Raw genomic sequence first — 22,529 nt, forward strand, 5'->3', positions numbered from 1 at the left:
CAATGGCATCGGATATGGCAATCAACCTGAAGGTCGAACGCAAGCCCAAGCTGTCGGAGACCGTGGTCGCGGCGATCCGCAAGCAGTTGCAGGCGGGCGAGATCCAGCCAGGCCAAAAGCTGCCGACCGAGGGTCGGCTGACCGAAACCTTCGGGGTCAGCCGCACCGTCATCCGCGAAGCGCTGGCCAAGCTTGCCGCCGACGGTCTGGTCGAGCCGCGCCAAGGTGCCGGGGTCTTCGTCACCGAGCACATCTCGACGATGTTCGGCACGCTGGCTGCGGACATCGGCAGCAAGGATTCGATCGCGCTCAACGTGCTGGAGGTGCGCCTGGCGATCGAAATCGAATCCGCCGGGCTGGCCGCTATCCGTCGCAATGCCGCGCAGGAAGCGGCGATCCAGGAGGCGTTCTTCGAGTTCGAGCGGCTGCTGTTGAACAGCGAGCCGACAGGTCCGGCCGACCTCGCCTTCCACCGGGCAATCGCCAGCGCCACCAACAATCCGTTCTATGTCGAGATGCTCGACGTGCTCGGCCGGCGCGCCATTCCTTGCGACGTGACATCGCCGTGGTCGACAGAACTCGCCCAATCCGACGCCTATCAGCGCGGCCTGCAAGACGAGCATCTGGTGATCCTGAACGCCATTACATCTGGCGATGCCGAGTCCGCGCGCGAAGCGATGCGCGCGCATCTCAGCGCCAGCCAGCAGCGCTATCGCGAGCGCCTGCATGCACGTCAGATTTTTTATGCCGATTCGGTCAAGGCCGCGGCAACCGAATGACCAATGAGGCAGCCCAATGGGACAGCAATGAATCACACTGAAAACCACACCGACTTCACCTCGCGCTTCGCCATCGACCCTGTCACCGCCGCGGCGATGGGGACGGACGAGCTCCGCCACAATTTCCTGATCGAAGGCCTGTTCCAGCTCGGCCGCATCGGCCTGACCTACACGCATTACGACCGCATGATCGTCGGCGGCGCCATGCCAGCCGGGACACCGCTTCCGCTGCAGGCGATCAAGCCGACCGGAACAAAGAACTTTCTCGATCGCCGCGAAATGATCGCCGTCAACATTGGCGGCGCCGGCATCGTCAAAGCCGGCGGCCAGTCCTACGAGCTGCAACCCCGCGACATGCTGTATCTCGGCATGGGCGCCAATGAGGTGTCATTCGCCTCAGTCAATCCAGCCGAGCCGGCCAAGTTCTATCTGCTCAGCGCGCCGGCGCATCAGAGCCATCCCAGCCAGCTGATCCGCATCGGCGATGCCAAGCGCCTCGATCTCGGCAGTCAGGCGACCTGCAACGAGCGCTCGATCTTCCAGTTCATCCATGCCGAGGGCGTCAAAACCTGCCAACTCGTCGTCGGCATGACCCAGCTCGCCCCAGGCTCGGTCTGGAACACCATGCCGTGCCATGTGCATGACCGCCGCATGGAGGCTTATCTCTATTTCGACCTGCCGGAGACGGCGCGGGTGTTCCATTTCATGGGCGAGCCGGACGAGACGCGCCATCTCGTCATGCGCAACGAGGAAGCGGTGCTGTCGCCGGGTTGGTCGATCCATTCGGGCGCCGGCACCTCCAACTACGCCTTCATCTGGGCGATGGCCGGCGACAATGTCGACTATACGGATGTCGATCCGGTAGCGATGGAAGAGCTGCGATGAGCGACCTCTCGGCTTTCAGCCTGGCCGGCAAGCGCATTCTCGTCACCGGCGCCAACACCGGCATTGGCCAAGGCATCGCCCTGTCGATCGCGCGCGCCGGTGGTGCGGTGGTCGGCGTCGGCCGCTCTGCAATGGATGAGACCGCGGAAAAGATCGGCGCGTCGGGCGGCCGCTTCGAGGCGGTGCGCTGCGATCTTGCCGACCACGCCGCCGCCCAGGCGATGCTCGATCGCGTCTGGGACGAAACCGGGCCGCTCGACGGGCTGGTCAACAATGCCGGCATCATCCGGCGCGCCGACGCCGTCGATTTGGGGCAAGCCGATTGGGACGATGTCATGGACGTCAACCTGAAGACGGTGTTTTTTCTCAGCCAGAGCTTTGCCCGGCGCGTGCTTGCCGATCCCGAACGGCGCGGCAAGATCGTCAACATCGCCTCGGTGCTGAGCTTCCAGGGCGGCATCCGCGTCGCCTCCTACACCGCCTCGAAACACGGCGTGGTCGGCATTACCCGGTTGCTCGCCTGCGAATGGGCGTCGAAAGGCATCAACGTCAACAGTATTGCGCCCGGCTACATCGAAACCAACAACACCGAGGCGCTGCGTGCCGACCCGGACCGCAGCACCGCCATTCTGGCGCGCATTCCGGCCGGGCGCTGGGGCGGGCCGGAAGACATCGGCGACGCGGCCGTCTTCCTGCTGGCGCCGGCGTCAAACTACATGCATGGCGCGGTGGTGCCGGTGGACGGCGGCTGGCTGGCGCGATGAGGCGCATGCCCATGACGAGGATGTGGCGATGACCGGAACGAAGATCTTTACGCATGCCGGCGAGGGCGCGTGGACGCCGACCCCGGATGGCAATCGCAGGCGTGTGCTGCTGCACACCGACGAATTGATGATGGTCGAATTCGGGTTCGACAAGGGCGGTGTCGGCGCGCTGCATTCGCACCCGCATGTCCAGGCGAGCTATGTCGCCGAAGGCCGCTTCGAGGTCACCATCGACGGCACGACCGAGATCATGGAAACGGGAAGCAGCTTCATTGTCCCTGCCAATTTGGTCCACGGCGTCAAGGCGCTCGAGGCCGGCCGCCTGGTCGACAGTTTTACACCGCACCGCGCCGATTTCCTCGTCTGACGAGAACCCCCGCAGGTCAGTACGCAGCGGCAGCCTGTCTCGGAAGCAAAAAAGCCCGCGCCTCCGGAGAGACGCGGGCGTGTTGCCTGGGCGCTTGTGGCGCCGCGGTACTCAAAACATCACCGCAGGACCTGAACCTGCCGAATCATGGTGAAGATAGGATTAATCGACCCGAGCCGTTGCGCGATATTCACAGCCAAAGCGAATAGAGGCTGGAATCACGCTCGCATATCCGCCAATGAGGGGCATACCTTTCAGACGGTGTCGGGGGAGAAAGGACTTGAGGAGCGTTCGAATGTTCGAATCGGCTGTCCGGGCAGTCACCCGACGATTCGCCAGGGAGCTTTGGCAGGTCACGTCGCCGCTGCCTCGAGCCGTTCACCCACTGCCTTTTCGGGCAGCGCCGATCATAGAAATTCCCTGATGCAGGCAGCGGCGGCGAGCGTCCCGGCGGAGGATCCCAAGCGGCGCGCCCTGAAGGACGTGTTCGGCTTCGACGATTTTCGTCCCGGCCAGGACGCCGTGACTGAGGCGCTGCTGGCCGGGCGTCATGTGTTGGCCGTCATGCCGACCGGCGCCGGCAAATCGCTCTGCTATCAGGTCCCGGCGCTGGTTCTGGGCGGCCTCACCATTGTCGTTTCGCCGCTGGTGGCGCTGATGCAGGACCAGGTCGCCGCATTGCGTCTTGCCGGCGTGGCGGCTGATACGATCAATTCCTCGCTCGACCGCGATGCCAATGTCGCCGCATGGCGCCGCGTCGCGGCGGGCCAGACGCGCCTGCTCTATCTTGCACCGGAGCGGCTCATGACCGCGCGGATGCTCGAGGCGCTGGCCAGGCTCGACATCCGGCTGATCGCTGTCGACGAGGCGCATTGCATCTCCCAATGGGGGCCGTCGTTCCGGCGCGAATATGAAGAGTTGTCGCGGCTGCGCGACATTTTCCCTGATGTGCCGATCATTGCGCTGACGGCGACAGCGGACGAGGCGACGCGCACCGATATCGCCGCACAACTGTTCGCCGGGCGCGTCGAAACCCTGGTGCTGGGTTTCGACCGGCCGAACATCAAGCTTGGCGTCGAGGCCAAGCAGGACAGCAAGCGCCAATTGCTGGGCTTCGTGCAGCGTCATGCCGGCCGCAGCGGCATCGTCTATTGCCTGTCGCGCAAGAAGACGGAAGAGATGGCGGCGTTCCTCGAGAAGAACGGCGTGCGCGCCCTGGCCTATCATGCCGGCATGAGCAAGGAGGCGCGTGAAGCAAATCAAAACGCTTTCATGACCTTGTCGGGCGTGGTGATGGTGGCGACCATCGCCTTCGGCATGGGGATCGACAAGCCTGACGTCGCCTATGTCTTCCACACCGACCTGCCGGGCAGCCTCGAAGCCTATTATCAGGAAATCGGCCGCGCCGGCCGCGACGGGCGGCCTGCCGAGGCTCATATGCTCTTCGGTCTCGGCGACATCCGCATGCGGCGGCTGTTCATCGACGACGAGGACGCGCCGGCGGAGCATAAAAGGCGCGCGCATGGCCGGCTCGATATGCTGATCGGCTATTGCGAAACGGCCCAGTGCCGTCGCCAGATCCTGCTTGGTTATTTCGGCGAACCAGCAATGCCTTGCGGCAATTGCGACAACTGCCTTGACCAGACGCCGCATGAAGATGGCGAAGCGGAGGCGCGGATCGTCCTCGCGGCGATCGCGCAGACCGGCGAGCGTTTTGGCGCCGCCCATGTCGTCGATGTTCTGCTCGGCCATGAAACCGAGAAGGTTCTGGCCAGGAACCACCACAGGCTTGCCAGCTTCGGGACCGGTGTGGCGCACAAGAAGGATGTCTGGCAGTCGCTCATCCGCCAACTCGTCGCGGGAGGGTTTCTGACTTTTGACTCAGGCGGCCATGCCGGCCTTGCCGTCGCCGAAAAGGGCTGTGAGCTGGCCCGTGGCGAGGTCCCGTTCCGGTATCGCGTAGAGGTGCGGAACCGCACGGCACGAGGCAAGACTCGTCCCACCCCGAATGCTGCCGCGGGCACGGAAGACCTGGATACCGCGCTCTTGGCCACGCTCAAGGCGGTTCGGCTGCGTCTCGCCCGGGAGCGCCAGGTGCCGGCCTTCGTCATCTTCTCCGATCGCACGCTGATCGATATGGCCGAACGCTGCCCGCGCGACCTCGATGCCTTCGCCGCAGTCAACGGCGTCGGCGCCGCAAAACTCAGGGAATTCGGCGAGATCTTCCTCGGCGCAATCGCTGCGCACCAATCCGGTGTGTCGGTCTGAGACAGCCAAAGATCAAATCCGCGGTGCTGCAGCAGGTCAGTTTGCGAGACAGCATTTCTTCGCTTTCTTGCCGCTTCCACAGGGACACGGATCATTCCGTCCGACATGGCGCAAAGGATTTGTGACCGGCGCTGTCAGGCTCGGCAACTCGTCGAGCCAGGTTTGTTCCGGCAAGGGCGATTGCCAATCTTCCTCGGCAAAATACTCAAGGGGGCTGGTCCATTCCAACGCTTCAAGCACATCGTCGATATAGCCGAGACCGGCGCGCTTGAATCGGTCGATATCGTTCGGGCTTTGCTCTGCTGCCAGGAGATCGTCTTCGAAATCACTGAGTTCAAGCATGCCCATTGGTACGCGGCCCTGGTCCCAGGCGCTATGAACCAGCGGCGACAGGTCGCGCAAGCCAAGCCGGGAGACCGAAATCGAGCGCCGCAATGCTCCCGGCTACGATACGGCCGCCGGTCTTCTGCTCGACCTCAATGCGATCGCCGAGGAGCGGGGGATGGTTGGCGAGTTCGCCTACCGGCTTCAGGCGATCCGCGAACGGCATATCCGCAAGGGGCGCTTCATCGAACGGCTGAAGCCAATAGGATAGCATGGCACGCAATAGCAGCAAGTCACCGCCGGTGTCGTAGCCCGGCGGGCTTTCCGATGAGGACTGGTCAAAGCTCGCCCTCTGCAACAGGTTACATGTAACCACTAGCAGGAGAATCGTCATGGCCTCGCCATCGAAGCCTAAGTCCTCGGGCATGAAGGTGCGGGAACATCGTGAACGTCTGCGCCGGCAAGGTCTGCGGCCGATACAGATTTGGGTGCCGGACGTGCGTGCGCCGGCCTTCCGTTCGGAAGCGCATCGCCAGTCACTGGCGGTTGCGGCAAGCGCCCATGCAAGCGAGGATCAGGCGTTCATTGACATGATTTCCGATTGGGACGCGATATCGGATTGGGGTGATGAATGAAGCGTGGCGATATCTGGACGGTCGCCGGCGACAAGGATTACGCCGGCAAACCGCGCCCTGTCGTCATCATCCAGGATGACAGTTTCGATGCGACGGATTCGATCACCATCTGCGGCTGCACGACCGACGAGACGGACGCGCCATTGTCTGTCCGTCGAACCGAACGAGCGCAACGGGCTGCTCACCGTCTGCCGACTGATGGTGGACAAGATCACCACGGTCCCAAAGTCCAAGATCGGCGCAAATATCGGGCGGTTAGACGACGCGGACATCCTGCGCCTCAATCAGGCCGTTATCGTTTTCCTCGGCTTGGCCGTGTCGCCGAGACTGAAGCCGTGACGGTGAGGATGACAGAGTCCACGGAGCCGTCGAGCCTCGGCTGTAATACTGCGAAATCGATCATTTTCAGCCTTCGGCAGCAGGCTCTCACACCGATGCCGCAATCAGCACCTGCTTCGTCTCACAGCTGCGATCGCGGCCTCCTGCTGCTGCAATTGCTCGATTTTCGCGTTCTGGCGGACTGTGACGGTAGTGGCGACACGCCGGGCTCCCCAGAGCCAGTTCGGAATGTTGGTTTTCGCGACTTTGCCCCGGGTGATCGCTGTCGCCGACAGCTCCTTGGCGACTTCACCCATGGCCACGTTGAGTTCGACGCAACTCATCCTGTCGTATTTCGCGGCATCAAAGGATGCATGGAAGGGCGATGCGCAACCTCCGACAAACACGATGCTGCACATCAGGGATATGGCTGGCGAGATGGCTTTCATTTTATCAAGCAGATTTGACGCCGGACGGGCGAATGAGGCATGTGAAGCTCTACAACACTCCGCCCTGGGCGTCATTCCCTATTCAACCTCGAAGAATTTCGAGAGAGCCGCTGCGGTCTGGTGAGGGTGCTCTTCTGGAAAGAAGTGCCCGCCCGGAACGGGACCTCCTTCAACTCTGTCGGCCCATTTCCTCCAGATAGCCAGCGGTCCGCCTTGCTCCGCATACCAGGTCTCGAGGCCGCCTTGGCTACTCCACAGTGCCAGGAGCGGACATTTGATGCGACGACCGTTTATCTGGTCCAGCGCGTCATGCTCACGATCGATCGTGGCAGCGGCCCGATACTCTTCGCAAATCGCATGAATATGAACGGGATCGCGAAGCGCCTTGACATAAGCCTCCCTGATCGTTGCAGAGAACATTTCTGCCGGCGATCCCCACTGCACAATCGCATTGTCGACGATGGCATCGGGCGCCGCGCCGATCAGCCGCTCCGGCAGCGGTTCCGGTTGCGCAAGAAGGCTCCAGGGCCAGAAGCCGAGAGCCAGTCTGGCATCCGCCCTGTCCCACGCGGCGGCGGTCGGGATGACGTCGAGGACCGCGACCTTGGACATCTCATCGGGGTGATCGAGTGCCAGGCGATAGGCGACCCGCCCACCGCGGTCGTGTCCGGCAACCATGAACCGCTCAAAACCCAACTGCTGCATGACTTGAACCATGTCTGCGGCCATGGCGCGTTTGGCGTATGGGCTATGATCGGCCGAGGAGACCGGGCAGCCACTTTGCCCATAGCCGCGAAGATCGGCGGCGACGACTGTGAAGCGGGGCGCCAGGGCCGCGGCAATATCCCTCCACATCAGATGCGTTTCTGGAAAACCATGAAGCAGCAGCAGCGGCGGACCGGTTCCGCCGACCCTTGCGAAAATGGTCGTGTCGTCCAGTTGCAAGCTGGTGGCCCTGAAACCTGCAAACACCGTTTTTCTCCTCGGTGTGCCTCAGGCGACAACGCACAAGGTGGCAGAAGGATCACGGTCGGCTGCTTTGCCTGAATTTGTGGCGGCCCTGGAATTCTCCTCAATTGCCAGGTACGGAAACTGCGGCCACTGATATTTCGATCGGCGCACCCCATATAGCGCCAGAGTGTCGCTTGAGGATTTGCCATGATGATTTCGCGTTCGAGCCGGTTTGCGGTTTTGTTTGCAGGACTGTTCCTGGTTTTTTCCATGGTCACGGCCGATTACGCCGAGGCGCGGCGTGGCGGCAGCTTCGGTAGCCGCGGCACGCGTACTTTCCAGTCGGTCCCGCCGACCAGGACGGCGCCACAGCCGGCCGCGCCGGTCGAGCGCTCGATGACGCCCAACACCGCAACGAACAATGCGGCGCGCCAGACACCGGCAGCCCAACGACCAGGGATCTTCAGCGGCCTCGGCGGTTCGATGATGCGCGGCCTGCTGCTCGGCGGTCTGATCGGACTTCTTTTGGGCCAGGGGTTCGGCGGCTTGGCTGGCATGTTGGGCCTGCTGCTGCAAGGACTGCTGATCGGCGGCGCGATCATGCTGATCATCCGCTTTTTCCGGTCGCAATCGGCACGCAACCAAGCGCCCGCCATGGCCGGTGTTCCGCGGAGCATGGGCAATTTTGGGCGAAACGCGGCAGCCCAGCGCGAGGCGGACAACGTCACATCTTTCCCCATTCCAGGCATCGGGTCTGGCTTTGGCCGGACGGCTCCAGCCAATGATCAAATTACGATGACGCCGGCCGATCTCGATACATTCCAGCAGCGGTTGACCGAAGTTCAGGAAGCGTTCGGGCGCGAAGACCATGCTGGCTTGCGCCGGCTGGCGACCCCCGAGATGGTGTCGTACCTGTCCGAAGAACTTGCCGACAATGCCAAGAACGGCATCAGGAACGAGGTGTCGAACGTCAGCCTGCTGGAGGCCGATATTGCGGAGAGCTGGCGGGAAGATGATCGTGACTACGCGACGGCTGCCCTGCGCTACGAGTCTCTTGACGTGATGCGCGATCGCGCCAGCGGCAAGATCGTCGCCGGCGAAGCCGATCGGCCGACGGAAACAACCGAACTGTGGACCTTCACGCGCCAGAACGGCGGCGACTGGAAGCTGGCGGCAATACAGCAGCCCTGACCGTTATGCTGCAGCCTCGGCGGTTCACGTCATCTGGCGAGCCATGATGTATGGACGGTTGTCGTCGCCCTCTTTGCGGGCTTTCAGTGGCAAGAACGTCGAAGCCCGCGGCATCGATAGTCAGTCGCGATGGCGCAGCGCATCGACCAGGGCAACGAAAGCAGGCGAGGATTGCCGGCGGCTCGGATAATAGAGATGGTAGCCATCCCAATAGGGCGACCATCCTTCCAGGACCCGCGCCAGCCGCCCTTTGGCGATGTGGGGAAGGGCCATTTCTTCCGGAACATAGCCGAGGCCGCGGCCGGCCAGCGCGGCGTCCAGGACATGAAAGATGTTGTTGAAGACGAGCTGCCCATCGACGCGAATTTTGATCTCGCGGCCGTTCTCCTCGAACTCCCACACATAAAGGGCCCCGGACGTGGGAAAACGGTAGTTGATGCAATTGTGCTGCACGAGATCCTGCGGCTTCTCCGGCGCGGGATGCTCGGCAAAGTAGGATTCTTCGCCGACGACCGCGAAGCGGAAATCCGGTCCGATGCGAGCCGAGATCATGTCTTTCGCAAGCTGTTCGCCCATGCGGATCCCGGCGTCAAAGCGCTCCGTCACGATGTCGGTGAGGCCGTTGTCGAGCAGGAGTTCGACCTTGATGTCGGGATATTTCGGGAGAAAGCGTTTCAGCTTGGGCCAAAGGATGCTGCTGATTGCATAGTCGGGCGCTGACAGCCGGATGGTTCCAGCGGGCTTTTCCCTCAGTTCGTTCAGGGCATCGACCTCGATTTCGATCTGGTCAAAGTGCGGCCCAATCCGCTGCAAAAGCCTCTCTCCTGCCTCCGTGGGAGCCACCGCGCGCGTCGTGCGTGTGAGCAGGCGAACGCCAAGCCGCGCTTCGAGTTGACGGATAGTGTGGCTTAGCGCCGATTGCGATATCCCGAACCGGGCTGCGGCGCGCGTAAAGCTGCGCTCCCGAGCAACGGCCAGGAACGCGAGCAGATCGTTGACATTCTGCCGCGGCACTCATGAATCCTTGTAATAGCCAGAGCTCGATTATACCGGATAAATCGAAGGCGAACACACTTCATTGAGCGGCAGCTATTCAATCCGCCGTTCGCCCCCGGCGACGAACTACGAGCGGATTGCGCAGGTTTCAGTCGGCGCGTTCAACGCGGATGGTGACCGGACCGGGACGATCAAAGATCGAGACATCGCCAGTGACCTGCCCGAGCCTGATGATGCCAGGCGCCGGGAGGCGACCGCTCCGATAGTAGATCACGAAATGATCGGAATTCCACAACCCAAGCGTGCCGACAGAGAAGTCGCGCTGCCGCGCCAGCTCGGGCAAGGCGGAAGGCAGATTGCCGGTCTTTTCCTGGCGCAGATGATCGGACATCTCGATCGTGAGCGGCAGCATCTGCGCCAGAGATCTTGCGGCCTCGTTATCGGCGAGATCGGCTGTGACCTCGCCCCAATCCGAAGAAATGCGAATGCGTTCTTGAGCCATGGCAGATCCAGCCGCTGCGAGTGCGATAACAGCCGAACTCAGCATTAGTTTCAGCATTCCGTGGTACCTCCCGATCCATGCTGATGGAGCCTGTTCCGTCCGGTACAGGCTCCATCGCGCCGCTCACGCGGAGAGGTGCTGATTGAAGAAGCTGGTCAGCTTGTCGAACGGGATCAGGTCGACGCGATCGTAGAGGTCGACGTGCCCGGCGCCGGAAACCCAAACAAGCTCCTTCGGCTCGGCCGCTCGCTGGTAGGCATCCTCACTGAACTCGCGGGAGTGAGCCTGATCGCCGGCGATGAACAGCATCGGGCGCGGCGAGATCGTCTCGATGTCGTTGAACGGGTAGAAATTCATGAACTTGACATTGCTGGTCAGCGTCGGATGCGTGGTGATCTGCGGGTTTGCGCTTGCGGGCGTGAATTCACCCCGCGGCGTGCGGTAGAAGTCATAGAATTCTCGCTGGATCGGATGGGTGTCGGCGGTCAGCTCATGCACCGTGCCGCTGGTATATTCGACCTCGCCGCCTTCAAACTCTGCCCAGCGCCGCTCGGCGGCTGCAGCAATGGCCTGCTTGCGCTGCTCGACGCTCAGTGAATGGTTAAGCGCGTTGCGGTTGGCGGCCCCCATATCGTACATGCTGACGGTTGCGACGGCGCGCATCCGCGGGTCGATCTTGGCCGCGCTGATGACGAAGCTGCCGCTGCCGCAGACGCCGATCGCGCCGATGCGGTTTCTGTCGACGAATGGCCGTGTCCCCAGGAAATCGACCGCGGCGCTGAATGCTTCGGCGTAGACATCCGGTGAAACGATCTGGCGGGCCTCGCCCTCGCTTTCGCCCCAGAACGGCAGGTCGATGGACATGGCGACGAAGCCCTGTTCGGCCATCTTGGTGGCATAAAGATTTGCGCTCTGTTCCTTCACCGCACCCATCGGATGCCCGACGACGAGCGCCGGATGGCGCGCATTGCGGTCGAGCTTGTTGGGAATGAACAGATTGCCCGCGACGTTCATCTCGTATTGGCTCTTGAAGGCGATCTTTTCCAGCGTCACCCGATCACTGGTGTAGAAGTTGTTGGCGCCGTTTGACATGTCTTGAGCCTTTGCGAAGGGGATGCTGAACAGCGACGCCGCACCGAGCGCGGCAACGCCGGCGCCGGTCAGCTTCAAGAGATCACGCCGGCCAAAGTCGACACTGGACTGCGGTTCCGCCGTGTTCTCGATTCCGATCTGCTTGGTCATGCCTGTCTCCTTTGATCGTCCTGAACTGTCGCAGGCCTGCCGGGCCATGCTCATTTCCTCGGCATGCGCGGCAGTGTCGCGAATGTCCAAATAGAATAGCGACGACGCCGGCGATCGATTAGACGGCAAAATCCGCAGGTCGTTATGAGGGTGATTCATCAATCGAATAGCGCAGGCTCGTCCCGAAGGTGAACAGATTCGTCCGCCTCCGGCCGCATCTGCATGCACAGGAAGAAGATCGTCACCGTGCCCGCCGATCAAAGGTTCGGCGTCAACGAGTTCGACGATGGCATTTGGCCCTTGAGCCTCATGCCCTATGATCTTGGATACTTCGACCTGGAACAGAGGACATTGGCAAAGCCCCATCCCGCATTCTTGGCGCAGCCGGGATGCTCGCACCTATGGTGTATAATGCCGGGGCGCGTGACGGGCTCCATTCCGTCCGGAAGGCGGATCAGTTCGTCACTCATGCTATGATCCTTCCTTCTGAGCAGGAGGTGGACTAGCCACCTCTGCGAACGGTGCGGAAAGCACGAGTTCATGCATGTCGAGACGCTTATCCCAACCGCTCGGGAACGGCAGGGCATTCGGGTTAGGCGGCTTGCCGAAAGGTTCGAATCCTGTCGGGTGCAGCATTGCCGCAGTTCGCTTGCCGACAACTATTCCTGCTGGAATTGACAGGGCCAATCTTCAGGCCTCGTCAAGCCAGAAGGCAACTCGGTCCGGGCGTCTCCGCAAGCCATGTTGAGCTGCCACTGGGACAGACCCGCCGAATTGGAAAGGTCGACGCCCTCGATACGGGTCAGAAAGAAAAAGGCGCGGTCAAAGTCTATCGACGCGGTGAACGTCGCTCCTCGGAAGTCCGCCCGTGCGAGATTGGCAAACGAGAAGCGGCTGCCGCTGATATCGGCGTCATGGAACCGCGCACGCCCCAATTCTGCCTTTGTGAAATCAACGTTGGTCAGATTGGCGTTCTGGAAATTCGAGCGCTGCAATTCCGCGCTCGCGAACACAGCGCCCTGCGCGTCCATACGGCTGAAGTCGGTCCTGTAGGCCTCGATTCTGTCGAACCGGGCGCCTTTGGCGGTCGAGTCGGCCAGGGAAGCACGCACAAGCGTTGCCTTCTCAAGATTTGCCGCAAGGAGATTGCTGTTCCTGAGGTCGGTCGAAGTGAAATCAACACCGAACAGGTTCGCCCCGCTCAGGTCCTGTCCTTCTAGGATGAGAAGCTTCTTGTCACACTCGTGCCAATTGACGCCAGGCGTCGCAGCTGCGTGGCAATTGTGAGCAGCAGTGGCGTTCTGCCAAGCAAACACAGTGCAAATCGCTAGAACCAAGCCGGATGCAGCGTAAGCTCTGGTTCGCCTCAAAGTCATGGTTGCTGGACCTCTGCTACTCGCCGACACTCAACCTGACCACATCTGCTGACACTCGAGAGTGCTCCTCGTCTACACCACCGTCAACCCGGGAGCAGAGGAGCAGAGGACATGGCGACGGTCGCCGCAGATGCGCAGCGGACGTCAACAATGGGAAGCCTGCTCGGGTGCTGACCGCCACCGCCGGCGTCCGCCGCCGACAAGGGTGAACCCGCCTGGGTCCGCACCGATCGGTACTTCCCGACGGCGAGGTTGACCCGGCACGGGGGGCTAGTCGCGTATCCTGATTCCGCTGTCGCTACCCCACGACTTCGCTTAGCGAGGCCGAAGTTGATCTCTGCCATCTACCAGGTCGAAGCATGAACCCCGCATATTTGTGTCGTAAGCTGACGTGCCGCGAATACGGCGTTTTCGGTAGGCGGGCTTTCTGGCGGGCGCGCAACCTATGGCGGAGAGGGAGGGATTCGAACCCCCGATGGGCTTGCACCCATGCCGCATTTCGAGTGCGGTGCATTCGACCACTCTGCCACCTCTCCGCGGTCATGGTCCGCCGTTGCCGGCGCGGCGCACTAGATAACGGCTGGACGGACAGGTTACAAGGGCCAATCTGCCTGATATCAGGCTTCTCTCCGGGCCGTATGGCTCGTCCCTCGATACCTCTGCCGCTTGTGCCAACGGCACCGGCTCGCTTTCGGCCGTTTGCCTTGACTCGCGCCGCACCTTCGGCTAGGGACAGCGCGCAATCGGCGTGGAGGGCTCTTCCGCGCCGCTTGCTTTTTGAACCCGCAGACTGACAAAAAGACGGCCGAACCGCTGAAGCGGTTCGTCAAGGCCGACCGAACAGCGAAAGGCAAAAAATGTTCGCAGTCATCAAAACGGGCGGCAAGCAGTATCGCGTCGCCGCCAACGATCTCCTGAAGATCGAAAAAGTCGAAGGCCAGGTCGGCGACATCGTCGAGATCGGCCACGTGCTCGCGCATGGCGAGGGCGAGAATGTCACGTTCGGCGCGCCGTTCGTCGACGGCGCTTTGGTCACCGCCGAAGTCGTCGAGCAGGGCAAGAACCGCACCGTCATCGCTTTCAAGAAGCGCCGCCGGCAGAATTCGCGCCGCAAGATCGGCCATCGCCAGCTGTTGACAACCGTGCGGATCGCCGAGATCCTGCTGGGCGGCGCCAAGCCGACGAAGAAGGCCGCGGCCAAGGCCGAGGCGAAGACCGAGGCGAAGGCCGAGATTGCCGCAAAGGCCGAGATGAAGGCTGAGGTCGCGCCAAAGACCGAGGCAGAGGCTGCGCCGAAGAAGGAAGCCAAGGCAACTGAAACCGCCGCCGCGCCGCTGTTCAAAGCGCCGAAGGGCGAGCCGGACGATCTGACCGTGATCAAGGGCATCGGCCCGGTTGCGGCCGGCCAGTTGAACGAGCAGGGCATCACGACCTTCGCCCAGATCGCCAAGCTGTCGGACAAGGATATCGCCAAGATCGACGAGCATATGCCGTTCAGCGCCGACCAGATCACGGACTGGCGCGAGCAGGCCAGAGATTTGGCGAAGAAGTAAAGCGGGCCGGCGCGATCGTCGCCGGTTCGGACTTGAAACGGAACGCGAACGCGTTCATAAGACCCTTTAAGCGCCTAGCGGCGCATCGGAGTTAGTTAGATGGCACACAAGAAAGCTGGCGGTTCGTCGCGCAATGGTCGCGACTCCCATTCCAAGCGGCTCGGCGTGAAAAAATTCGGCGGCGAAGCCGTGATTCCGGGCAACATCATTATTCGTCAGCGCGGCACGACGTGGCATCCCGGCACCAATGTCGGCATTGGCACGGATCACACGCTGTTTGCGCTCGAAGCTGGCGCAGTCACCTTCAATAAAAAAGCCAATGGCCGAACCTACGTATCGGTGAACCCGATGACCAAGGCCGCGGAGTAGCCGGTTCCGCACGAGAACACCGGCACCCATCTCGGGAACCGGTGTCTGGCCAAGCCAGGAAATGGATCAGGGGAGATGGGTTTCCATCTCCCCTTTTTCTTGCCTGGAGGACTGACATGGTTGCCGAAGCGGATGACACAGACGGTGAAAGTTACGCGATAGATTGTCCGGTCCTGGTGACCGAGCGGCTGGTCCTGCAGGCCCCGCGCGAAAGTGACATCGAGCAACTGGTGGCGCTCGCCGACAATCGCCATGTCGCCGAAATGCTGGCCCGCATGCCGCACCCCTATGGCGAGGCCGAGGCACGCGCCTTCCTCGCGATGACGGCATCGCGCCGGGCCGGCATTGCCTATGCCTTGACCCTGGCCGGCACCGAAACCTTCGTCGGATGCGCCGGCCTCAACACCACCGAACGCGGGCTGGAGCTCGGCTACTGGATCGGCGAGCCATACTGGAAGCGCGGCTATGCGACGGAGGCCGCGCATGCGCTGGTCGACCTCGCCTTCCAGAGGACGTCGATCCAGGTGCTGCATGCCTCGACGCGGGTGATCAATCCGGCCTCGCGCCGGGTCATCCACAAATGCGGCTTCCAATATGCCGGCCAGGGCATGCTGAACTCGATCGTCGCCGGCCAGGTGCCGGTCGAGCGCTACCGTCTCGATCGCAAGACCTGGACGAGCCTGCGCAACTGGGTGCATTTCTGACGGACGCTGGTCAAACCATCTCGACCCAGACCGGCAAGTGGTCCGAACCGACTGCTTGCCGGTCGACCCACAGGCGCTTCAGCGATTTGGCCAGCGAGGCGCTGGTGAAGACATAGTCGATGCGCTTGTGGCGGCTGGCGTCGTCAGGCCGCTTGGGGTCGACCCAGGTGGCGAGATCGGCGCCTGCGGCGGCAAGGCGCAGGGCGGCATCGACGGCAAGATCCGCGGTCACCGCCATGCCGAATTCGTGGTCCAGGCGGCCGGCGAATTCGACATATTCCGGCGATCCGGCCAGCATGTTGAAGTCGCCCATGACGACGAAGCCTTCGGGACAAGGCAGGTCGGGCAGGCCGACCTCGGCGACGCCCGACAGCGCGCCGCCCTCGATCGCATAGTTCAACAAGCGCCGGCGCAGAAACCGGATCTGGCTGGCGCGTTCGACCGGGCTGCGATGGTCGAGATGGGTGGAATAGAAGCGGATGAAACCAATCGGCGTCTCGATCAGCGCCTCCAGCGCGCCGCGCTGGAAATTCATCACTTCGAAACTGCGGCTGCGCGGCAAGAGCAGATTGCGCGACAGATGAATTGGGGTTTTCGACAGCACCATGTTGCCGAGCTGGAAGGTGGTGGTGATGGCGCGGCCGTTTTCCAGGCGCGAGCCGACATTGGCCTCGAAATTACTGCCGTAGACGGCGAAATATTCGGGCAGGGCGTCGCCGAGCTCGGCCACCATGTCGCGGCCGCCATTGTTGGGGTTGTTGCGCGAGACCTCCTGCAGCGCGATCACGTCGGCGCCGCGCACGGCATCCGCGATGCGGCCGACATCGTAGCGGCCGTCATGACCGACGCCGTAGTGGATGTTGTAGGTTACAAGCTTCATTGCGACTCCGGCGATGTTCAGACTCGGACCATGTTCAGACTCGGGCCATGTTGATAAACAGCCTCGCCCTTCGCCCCGCCTTGGTTTAGAGCAGTGCCAAACGTTAGAGCAATGCCGCAAGGCCGTTAGCAGAAACTCAGCAATACGATGAAATTTCTCGATCAAGCCAAGGTCTATGTCCGCTCCGGCGATGGTGGTGCCGGATCGGTGTCGTTCCGGCGCGAAAAGTTCATCGAATTCGGCGGTCCCGACGGCGGCGACGGCGGCCGCGGCGGCGACGTCTGGGTGGAGGCGGTCGATGGGCTGAACACGCTGATCGATTATCGCTACCAGCAGCATTTCAAGGCCAAGACCGGCACGCACGGCATGGGCCGCAACATGACCGGCGCCAAGGGCGCCGACGTGACGCTGAAAGTGCCGGCGGGAACGCAGGTCTTTGCCGAGGACAACGACACGCTGATCTGCGACCTGACCGTCGTCGGCCAGCGTTTCCTGCTGGCCAAGGGCGGCAATGGCGGCTTCGGCAACCAGCATTTCAAGACCTCGACCAACCAGGCGCCGCGCCGCGCCAATCCGGGCCAGCCGGGCGAAGAGCTCAACATCTGGCTCCGGCTCAAGCTGATCGCCGATGCCGGCCTGGTCGGCCTGCCCAATGCCGGCAAGTCGACTTTCCTCGCCGCCGTCACCGCAGCGAAGCCGAAGATCGCCGATTATCCCTTCACGACGCTGCATCCGGGCCTCGGTGTGGCCCGTATCGACGGGCGCGAGTTCGTCATCGCCGACGTTCCCGGCCTGATCGAAGGCGCGCATGAAGGCGTCGGCATCGGCGACCGATTCCTCGGACATGTCGAACGCACGCGGGTCCTCCTGCACCTCGTCTCGGCGCAGGAAGAAAATCCGGGGAAGGCCTACAAGACCGTGCGCGCCGAACTCGACGCCTATGGCCATGGGCTGGTCGAGAAGGTCGAGATCGTCGCACTTTCCCAGGTCGACACGCTCGATGCCGACGCGCGCAAGAAGAAGGTCGCTTCGCTGAAACGCGCCGCCGGCCGCGCGCCGATGCTTTTGTCCGCCGTCACCGGCGAAGGCGTCGAGGCGGTTCTGCGCGCACTGATGACGGTCGTCGCCGAGGCGCGCGAAGCTGTCGCCGCTCCGGTCGAGACGCGCTGGAGATAGCGATGGCCGCGCAGTCGCTGAAAAAATACCGGCGCATCACCGTCAAGATCGGCTCGGCGCTGCTTGTCGACCGCACGGCGGGGCTGAAGCGCGACTGGCTGGCCTCGCTTGCCGACGACATTTCAGTGCTGGCCGAGAATGGCGCCGAGATCCTCGTCGTGTCGTCCGGCGCCATCGCGCTTGGCCGCACCATTTTGGGCCTCGGCAAGCGGGCGCTGAAGCTCGAGGAAAGCCAGGCGGCGGCGGCCGTCGGGCAGATTGCGCTGGCCGGCGCCTGGTCGGATGCGCTCGGCAAGGGCGGCCTGAAATCGGGCCAGATCCTGCTGACGCTCGGCGACACCGAAGAGCGCCGCCGTTATCTCAATGCGCGCGCGACGATCTCGACGCTGCTCAAGATGAAGGCGGTGCCGGTCATCAACGAGAACGATACGGTGGCGACCTCCGAAATCCGCTATGGCGACAATGACCGGCTGGCGGCGCGGGTGGCGACGATGATGGGCGCGGACCTTTTGGTGCTGCTCTCCGACATTGACGGGCTCTACACGGCGCCGCCGGCGCGCGACCAGCATGCCAGGTTCGTCGCTGTCGTCGACCGCATCACGCCTGACATCGAGGCGATGGCGGGTGCGGCCGCTTCGGAGTTTTCACGCGGCGGCATGCGCACCAAGCTCGACGCCGGCAAGATCGCCACCGCCGCCGGCACTGCCATGATCATCACATCAGGCACGCGGCTGTCGCCGCTGCTGGCGATCGAGCGTGGCGAGCGGGCGACGTTCTTCCGGCCGAGCGCCAATCCGGTCAAGGGCTACAAGACATGGATCGCCGGGCAGCTCGAACCGGCAGGCCGGCTGACAGTCGATGCCGGCGCCATCGGCGCGCTGCTGTCGGGCAAGTCGCTGCTGCCGGCCGGCGTCAAGCTGGTCAGCGGCAATTTCTCGCGCGGCGACACGGTGGCGATCCTGTCGCCCGAAGGCCGCGAGATCGCGCGCGGATTGGTTGCCTACGATGCCGCCGATGCCGTAAGGATCGCTGGCTTGAAAACAGCCGAGATCGAAACGGTGCTCGGCTATGAAGCGCGATCGGCGATGATCCACCGCGACGACCTTGTGGTGAGCCATTCTAGTGACCAAGTACAGGCCGGCGACCAAGTGCAGGCCGCTGACCAAGCGGTCGGTGACGAGGTGAATAGCGGAGGATGAGCCATGCTGAAGCTGCATGAAAAATCCCGGGACGATACGGTGGCGCTGATGGCCGATATCGGCCGCCGCGCCCGCGCTGCCGCCCGACCGCTGGCCGTCGCCACAGCCGAGCGCAAGCACGCCGCGTTGATCGGTATGGCGCAGGCGATCCTTCGCCACGAGCAGGATATTCTCGACGCCAACGCCATCGACATTAAAAATGGCGAGCAGTCGGGGCTTTCGGCTTCTTTCATGGACCGGCTGAAGCTTGATCCCGGCCGCATCCGTGCCATGGCCGACGGCATCAGTGAAATCGCCGGGCTGCGCGATCCGGTCGGCGATGTCATTGCCGCATGGGACCGGCCGAACGGCCTGCATATCGAGCGCGTGCGCACGCCGCTCGGCGTTGTCGGCGTCATCTACGAAAGCCGGCCGAACGTGACCGCCGATGCCGGCGCGCTGTGCCTCAAGGCCGGCAATCCGGTGATCCTGCGCGGCGGCTCGGATTCGCTCAACTCCTCGGCGGCGATCCATGCCTGCCTGGTCGAAGGGCTGAAAGCGGCCAAGCTGCCGCAGGATGCCATCCAGTTGGTGCCGACCGCCGACCGCGCCGCCGTCGGCGAGATGCTGAAAGGACTTTCCGGCAATATCGACGTCATCATCCCGCGCGGCGGCAAGAACCTGGTCGAACGCGTCCAGAACGAGGCGCGGGTGCCGGTCTTCGCGCATCTCGAAGGCATCTGCCATCTCTACATCGACCGCTCGGCCGATCTCGACATGGCGGCCAGGATCGCGGTCAACGCCAAGATGCGGCGCACCGGCGTCTGCGGCGCGGCCGAGACGCTGCTGGTCGACCGCGCTGTTGCCGCCACTCATCTGGTGCCGATCCTCGGGGCGTTGCGCGCGGCAGGGTGCGAAATCCACGCCGACGCCGAGGTGCTGAAAGTGTTTGCCGACGCCCAGCCTGCGACCGACGCCGACTGGGTGAGCGAATATCTCGATGCCATCATCGCAGTAAAACTGGTCGATGGCGTTGCCGGTGCGATCGAGCACATCGAGAATTTCTCCTCGCACCACACCGAGGCGATCGTCGCCGAGAATACGAACGCCGTCGAACGGTTCTTCAACGAGATCGATTCGGCGATCCTTCTGCACAATGCCTCGACGCAATTTGCCGATGGCGGCGAATTCGGCATGGGCGCCGAGATCGGCATCGCCACCGGCAAGATGCATGCGCGCGGGCCGGTCGGTGTCGAGCAACTGACCTCGTTCAAGTACCGCGTGCGCGGGACGGGACAGGTGAGGCCTTGAGCTCATTCGCGGTTAGAGCCTGAGAGGCGTGCGCCCAGCCACCCCCCTCTGTCCTGCCGGACATCTCCCCCTCAAGGGGGGAGATTGGCTGTCGCATGGACTTTCGCCAACCTCCGGCGTCGCAGTAAGGGCGCCAGGGATGAAGCCGCCAATCTCCCCCCTAGAGGGGGAGATGCCAAGTCTTGGCAAACAGGGCAGGGCAGAGGGGGGTGCCTGACACATGCTATCCCCGTCCGAACAACCCGTCCCCTCTCGCTACCTTCATATGCCGCATGCCGAAAAGGGCCTGGCCGTCGGACTGTTCGGCGGCTCGTTCAATCCTGCCCATGCCGGCCATGCGCTGGTCGCCGAGATCGCGCTCAGGCGCCTGGCGCTCGATCAGTTGTGGTGGATGGTGACGCCGGGCAATCCGCTCAAGAGCGCGCGGGAACTGGCGCCGCTGGCCGAGCGGCTACGCCTGTCCGAGCAGATTGCCCGGAACCCGAAGGTCAAGGTCACCGCCTTCGAGGCGAGCCATTATGTCCGCTTCACCGCCGACACGCTGGCCCTGGTCAAGGCGCGCAACCCGGGCGTCGACTTCGTCTGGATCATGGGCGCCGATTCGCTGCGCGATTTTCATCGCTGGCAGCGCTGGCGCCAGATCGTGATGACGTTTCCGATCGCGGTGATCGATCGCCCTGGCGCGACGCTGTCGTTCCTGTCGTCGGTTGTCGCCAAGACCTTCGACTACGCGCGTGTCGACGAGGGCGACGCGCCGCGGCTCGCCCGCATGAAGGCGCCGGCCTGGACCTTCATTCACGGCCCGCGCTCGTCGCTGTCGTCGACCGCGATCCGCAAGATGGCGCAGGGATAGGAGTCTCTTTCTCCTTCTCCCCTTGTGGGAGAAGGTGGCCGAGCGAAGCTCGGTCGGATGAGGGGTGCTGGAAGGATCGCTACCTTGAAGACCTAAGCACTTACGGCGATGTCGCATTTGCGGCTGCCTTTCCTCGGTCCGTGAGCGATCCTGCGCGGGCATGGCGATTCTCGAGCGAAACCAGACCAGACGCGACCCGGCACAGGGCAGCCCGCCGGCCCCGGCGATCGCCATCGCCAGCGTCGTCCTGTCGATGGCGCTGGTAGCGGTCGGCAACGGACTGATGTTCGCCTATATCCCGGTCCGGCTCGGCGCCGAAGGCTTCGATCCGACCTGGGCCGGGCTGATCGTCACCGGCCTCTCGGCCGGCGGCCTGGCAGGCTGCATCCTGACCGGTCCGCTGGTACGACGCGTCGGCCATGCGCGCGCATTCATGGTGCTGTCGGCGTTGATCGTGCTGTCGAACGCCGCCGTCGGGGCCGGACCGCACCCGCTGTCGTGGATCGCGGCACGCGCGCTCTACGGCTTTGCCATATGCGGCCTGTTCATCGTTGCGCAAAGCTGGCTGAACGACGTCATCGCCAACGCCATACGCGGCAGGGTCATGGCCTTCTTCTACGTCGCCTATGTCGCCGGGCTCGGTGTCGGCTACTCCACACTGGCGCTGATCGACATACGGGCTGCGGACGCGCCGCTGGTCGGCATCGCCTTCACCGCGCTGTCGATCCTCCCCGTCGGGTTGACGCGGCTTGCCCAGCCGCCGCCGCCGCAGGCGGCGTCGGTGGCGCTTGGCCGGGCCTGGCGGATTTCGCCGGTCGGCGTCGCCGGCATGCTTGCCGTCGGCGGCCTGTCGATGACGATTTCAGGCTTTGCGCCGATCCATGCCACGGCCAAGGGCTACAGCCAGGCCGATGTGGCACTGCTGCTGTCGGCGATGCCGATCGGCACGTTGATCCTGCAGATCCCGCTCGGCTGGATTTCCGACCGCACCGACCGCCGCTTTGTGCTGGTCGCCGCTTCGGCGCTTGCCATGGTGGCGGGACTGTTCGCGCTGGGCTTCGATGGTGGTGCGCTGGCGGCGCTGGTCGTCATCTATGTGGTCTGGGCCGGCGCGTCGGAATCGATCTATTCGCTGGCCAGCGCACATGCCGCCGACCGCGCCGGCAAGGACGACATGGTGGCGCTGTCCAGTTCACTGCTGTTCGCGTGGTCGCTGTCCGGCTTCATCGTGCCCGGCATCGTGACCGGGCTTTCCGCCGTCTACGGAACCCAGGCCTTCATCCATGTGGCCATCGTCATTGCCACCGTTTTTTGCCTGTTCGTGCTGTGGCGCGTCGTGGCGATGTCGCCTGTTCCCGCCGCCGAGACCGGCAATTTCGCGCCGATGACGGCGCAGGCACCGCTGCCGGTCGATCTTGCCTTTCCGTCCGAAGAGCAGCGCCGGGCGGATAAGTAGCT

At 63.2% G+C, this 22,529-nt stretch carries 24 protein-coding genes, 1 tRNA gene and 2 pseudogenes; 17 read left to right on the top strand and 10 right to left on the bottom strand.

Going from position 1 to position 22,529, the window contains the following annotated elements; translation table 11 throughout:
- Positions 1-2: 2 nt before the first annotated feature.
- The 5 genes from AC0L3O_RS09720 (at position 3) to recQ (ending at position 5,063) form a co-directional block, all read left to right on the top strand.
- Positions 3-779 carry a FadR/GntR family transcriptional regulator gene (locus tag AC0L3O_RS09720; protein ID WP_023800077.1) on the top strand — a complete coding sequence of 259 codons (777 nt, stop codon included), beginning with the start codon at positions 3-5 and terminating at the stop codon, positions 777-779.
- 27 nt (positions 780-806) lie between these two features.
- On the top strand, positions 807-1,664 hold the full coding sequence (kduI, locus tag AC0L3O_RS09725; RefSeq protein WP_287224973.1) for a 5-dehydro-4-deoxy-D-glucuronate isomerase: 858 nt from the start codon (positions 807-809) through the stop codon (positions 1,662-1,664).
- On the top strand, positions 1,661-2,428 hold the full coding sequence (gene kduD / locus AC0L3O_RS09730; RefSeq protein ID WP_128173605.1) for a 2-dehydro-3-deoxy-D-gluconate 5-dehydrogenase KduD: 768 nt from the start codon (positions 1,661-1,663) through the stop codon (positions 2,426-2,428). Before kduI ends, kduD begins: the two co-directional genes overlap by 4 nt.
- A gap of 28 nt (positions 2,429-2,456) precedes the next feature.
- Positions 2,457-2,795 (top strand): cupin domain-containing protein, encoded by a 339-nt coding sequence (locus AC0L3O_RS09735; protein WP_128173604.1) that lies wholly within the window; start codon positions 2,457-2,459, stop codon positions 2,793-2,795.
- Between the two features lie 423 nt (positions 2,796-3,218).
- Positions 3,219-5,063 carry a DNA helicase RecQ gene (recQ, locus tag AC0L3O_RS09740; protein WP_473615469.1) on the top strand — a complete coding sequence of 615 codons (1,845 nt, stop codon included), beginning with the start codon at positions 3,219-3,221 and terminating at the stop codon, positions 5,061-5,063.
- A 36-nt stretch (positions 5,064-5,099) separates the two neighbouring features.
- Here the strand turns inward: recQ and AC0L3O_RS09745 are convergent, their stop codons facing one another.
- Both AC0L3O_RS09745 and AC0L3O_RS09750 read right to left on the bottom strand, forming a co-directional pair.
- The gene (locus tag AC0L3O_RS09745) at positions 5,100-5,411 is read right to left on the bottom strand and encodes an SEC-C metal-binding domain-containing protein (protein ID WP_287180042.1); all 312 of its coding nucleotides are present in this window, start codon (positions 5,409-5,411) and stop codon (positions 5,100-5,102) included.
- Positions 5,412-5,436: 25 nt separating this feature from the next.
- On the bottom strand, positions 5,437-5,781 hold the full coding sequence (locus AC0L3O_RS09750) for a hypothetical protein (protein ID WP_473615470.1): 345 nt from the start codon (positions 5,779-5,781) through the stop codon (positions 5,437-5,439).
- Here AC0L3O_RS09750 and AC0L3O_RS09755 point away from each other — a divergent pair.
- Together AC0L3O_RS09755 and AC0L3O_RS09760 are read left to right on the top strand one after the other, a co-directional pair.
- Positions 5,780-6,022, top strand: a complete 243-nt coding sequence (locus AC0L3O_RS09755) for an antitoxin MazE family protein (protein WP_287137677.1) — start codon at positions 5,780-5,782, stop codon at positions 6,020-6,022. The two genes, AC0L3O_RS09750 and AC0L3O_RS09755, sit on opposite strands and share 2 nt — an antisense overlap.
- A pseudogene (locus AC0L3O_RS09760) lies at positions 6,019-6,361 on the top strand (type II toxin-antitoxin system PemK/MazF family toxin). Before AC0L3O_RS09755 ends, AC0L3O_RS09760 begins: the two are co-directional and overlap by 4 nt.
- A gap of 104 nt (positions 6,362-6,465) precedes the next feature.
- Here the strand turns inward: AC0L3O_RS09760 and AC0L3O_RS09765 are convergent.
- Together AC0L3O_RS09765 and AC0L3O_RS09770 are read right to left on the bottom strand one after the other, a co-directional pair.
- Positions 6,466-6,789, bottom strand: a complete 324-nt coding sequence (locus AC0L3O_RS09765; RefSeq protein WP_473536380.1) for a hypothetical protein — start codon at positions 6,787-6,789, stop codon at positions 6,466-6,468.
- A gap of 78 nt (positions 6,790-6,867) precedes the next feature.
- A complete protein-coding gene (locus AC0L3O_RS09770; RefSeq protein WP_473536379.1) occupies positions 6,868-7,761 on the bottom strand; it encodes an alpha/beta fold hydrolase in 894 nt (297 codons plus the stop codon).
- A gap of 189 nt (positions 7,762-7,950) precedes the next feature.
- On the opposite strand from AC0L3O_RS09770, the gene AC0L3O_RS09775 reads away from it, so the two are divergent.
- Complete coding sequence (locus tag AC0L3O_RS09775; protein ID WP_473536454.1) at positions 7,951-8,931, top strand: Tim44 domain-containing protein; 981 nt, start codon at positions 7,951-7,953, stop codon at positions 8,929-8,931.
- A gap of 120 nt (positions 8,932-9,051) precedes the next feature.
- Here the strand turns inward: AC0L3O_RS09775 and AC0L3O_RS09780 are convergent, their stop codons facing one another.
- The 3 genes from AC0L3O_RS09780 to AC0L3O_RS09790 all read right to left on the bottom strand — a co-directional run bounded on the left by AC0L3O_RS09780 (position 9,052) and on the right by AC0L3O_RS09790 (position 11,671).
- The gene (locus AC0L3O_RS09780; protein WP_236384761.1) at positions 9,052-9,945 is read right to left on the bottom strand and encodes a LysR family transcriptional regulator; all 894 of its coding nucleotides are present in this window, start codon (positions 9,943-9,945) and stop codon (positions 9,052-9,054) included.
- A gap of 130 nt (positions 9,946-10,075) precedes the next feature.
- A complete protein-coding gene (locus AC0L3O_RS09785; RefSeq protein WP_473536378.1) occupies positions 10,076-10,429 on the bottom strand; it encodes a cyclophilin-like fold protein in 354 nt (117 codons plus the stop codon).
- Positions 10,430-10,552: 123 nt separating this feature from the next.
- Positions 10,553-11,671 carry an alpha/beta hydrolase gene (locus AC0L3O_RS09790; protein ID WP_473615471.1) on the bottom strand — a complete coding sequence of 373 codons (1,119 nt, stop codon included), beginning with the start codon at positions 11,669-11,671 and terminating at the stop codon, positions 10,553-10,555.
- Between the two features lie 201 nt (positions 11,672-11,872).
- Here AC0L3O_RS09790 and AC0L3O_RS09795 point away from each other — a divergent pair.
- Positions 11,873-12,148 (top strand): annotated as a pseudogene (locus AC0L3O_RS09795) (hypothetical protein); the annotation flags it as partial.
- A 182-nt stretch (positions 12,149-12,330) separates the two neighbouring features.
- Here the strand turns inward: AC0L3O_RS09795 and AC0L3O_RS09800 are convergent.
- On the bottom strand, positions 12,331-13,047 hold the full coding sequence (locus tag AC0L3O_RS09800) for a pentapeptide repeat-containing protein (protein ID WP_473533653.1): 717 nt from the start codon (positions 13,045-13,047) through the stop codon (positions 12,331-12,333).
- 446 nt (positions 13,048-13,493) lie between these two features.
- Positions 13,494-13,583: transfer RNA gene (locus tag AC0L3O_RS09805), tRNA-Ser, on the bottom strand.
- 321 nt (positions 13,584-13,904) lie between these two features.
- On the opposite strand from AC0L3O_RS09805, the gene AC0L3O_RS09810 reads away from it, so the two are divergent.
- The 3 genes from AC0L3O_RS09810 to AC0L3O_RS09820 all read left to right on the top strand — a co-directional run bounded on the left by AC0L3O_RS09810 (position 13,905) and on the right by AC0L3O_RS09820 (position 15,673).
- Complete coding sequence (locus tag AC0L3O_RS09810; RefSeq protein ID WP_473615473.1) at positions 13,905-14,600, top strand: 50S ribosomal protein L21; 696 nt, start codon at positions 13,905-13,907, stop codon at positions 14,598-14,600.
- Between the two features lie 99 nt (positions 14,601-14,699).
- Positions 14,700-14,969 carry a 50S ribosomal protein L27 gene (rpmA, locus tag AC0L3O_RS09815; protein ID WP_023678077.1) on the top strand — a complete coding sequence of 90 codons (270 nt, stop codon included), beginning with the start codon at positions 14,700-14,702 and terminating at the stop codon, positions 14,967-14,969.
- A gap of 116 nt (positions 14,970-15,085) precedes the next feature.
- Complete coding sequence (locus AC0L3O_RS09820) at positions 15,086-15,673, top strand: GNAT family N-acetyltransferase (RefSeq protein WP_473535757.1); 588 nt, start codon at positions 15,086-15,088, stop codon at positions 15,671-15,673.
- Between the two features lie 10 nt (positions 15,674-15,683).
- Here AC0L3O_RS09820 and AC0L3O_RS09825 read toward each other — a convergent pair whose 3' ends face one another.
- On the bottom strand, positions 15,684-16,553 hold the full coding sequence (locus AC0L3O_RS09825) for an endonuclease/exonuclease/phosphatase family protein (RefSeq protein ID WP_473535756.1): 870 nt from the start codon (positions 16,551-16,553) through the stop codon (positions 15,684-15,686).
- Positions 16,554-16,700: 147 nt separating this feature from the next.
- On the opposite strand from AC0L3O_RS09825, the gene obgE reads away from it, so the two are divergent.
- From obgE to AC0L3O_RS09850, 5 genes are all read left to right on the top strand, one after another.
- Entirely contained in the window at positions 16,701-17,729 is a 1,029-nt protein-coding gene (gene obgE / locus AC0L3O_RS09830; RefSeq protein WP_128168566.1) for a GTPase ObgE, read from the top strand.
- A gap of 2 nt (positions 17,730-17,731) precedes the next feature.
- A complete protein-coding gene (gene proB / locus AC0L3O_RS09835) occupies positions 17,732-18,928 on the top strand; it encodes a glutamate 5-kinase (protein WP_128245913.1) in 1,197 nt (398 codons plus the stop codon).
- A 3-nt stretch (positions 18,929-18,931) separates the two neighbouring features.
- A complete protein-coding gene (locus tag AC0L3O_RS09840) occupies positions 18,932-20,218 on the top strand; it encodes a glutamate-5-semialdehyde dehydrogenase (RefSeq protein ID WP_419695103.1) in 1,287 nt (428 codons plus the stop codon).
- A gap of 265 nt (positions 20,219-20,483) precedes the next feature.
- On the top strand, positions 20,484-21,071 hold the full coding sequence (locus tag AC0L3O_RS09845; protein ID WP_027152843.1) for a nicotinate-nucleotide adenylyltransferase: 588 nt from the start codon (positions 20,484-20,486) through the stop codon (positions 21,069-21,071).
- Between the two features lie 160 nt (positions 21,072-21,231).
- The gene (locus AC0L3O_RS09850; protein WP_473535755.1) at positions 21,232-22,527 is read left to right on the top strand and encodes an MFS transporter; all 1,296 of its coding nucleotides are present in this window, start codon (positions 21,232-21,234) and stop codon (positions 22,525-22,527) included.
- The last annotated feature ends 2 nt before the right edge of the window (positions 22,528-22,529 follow it).

It is taken from the genome of Mesorhizobium sp. WSM4810 (assembly GCF_055811235.1).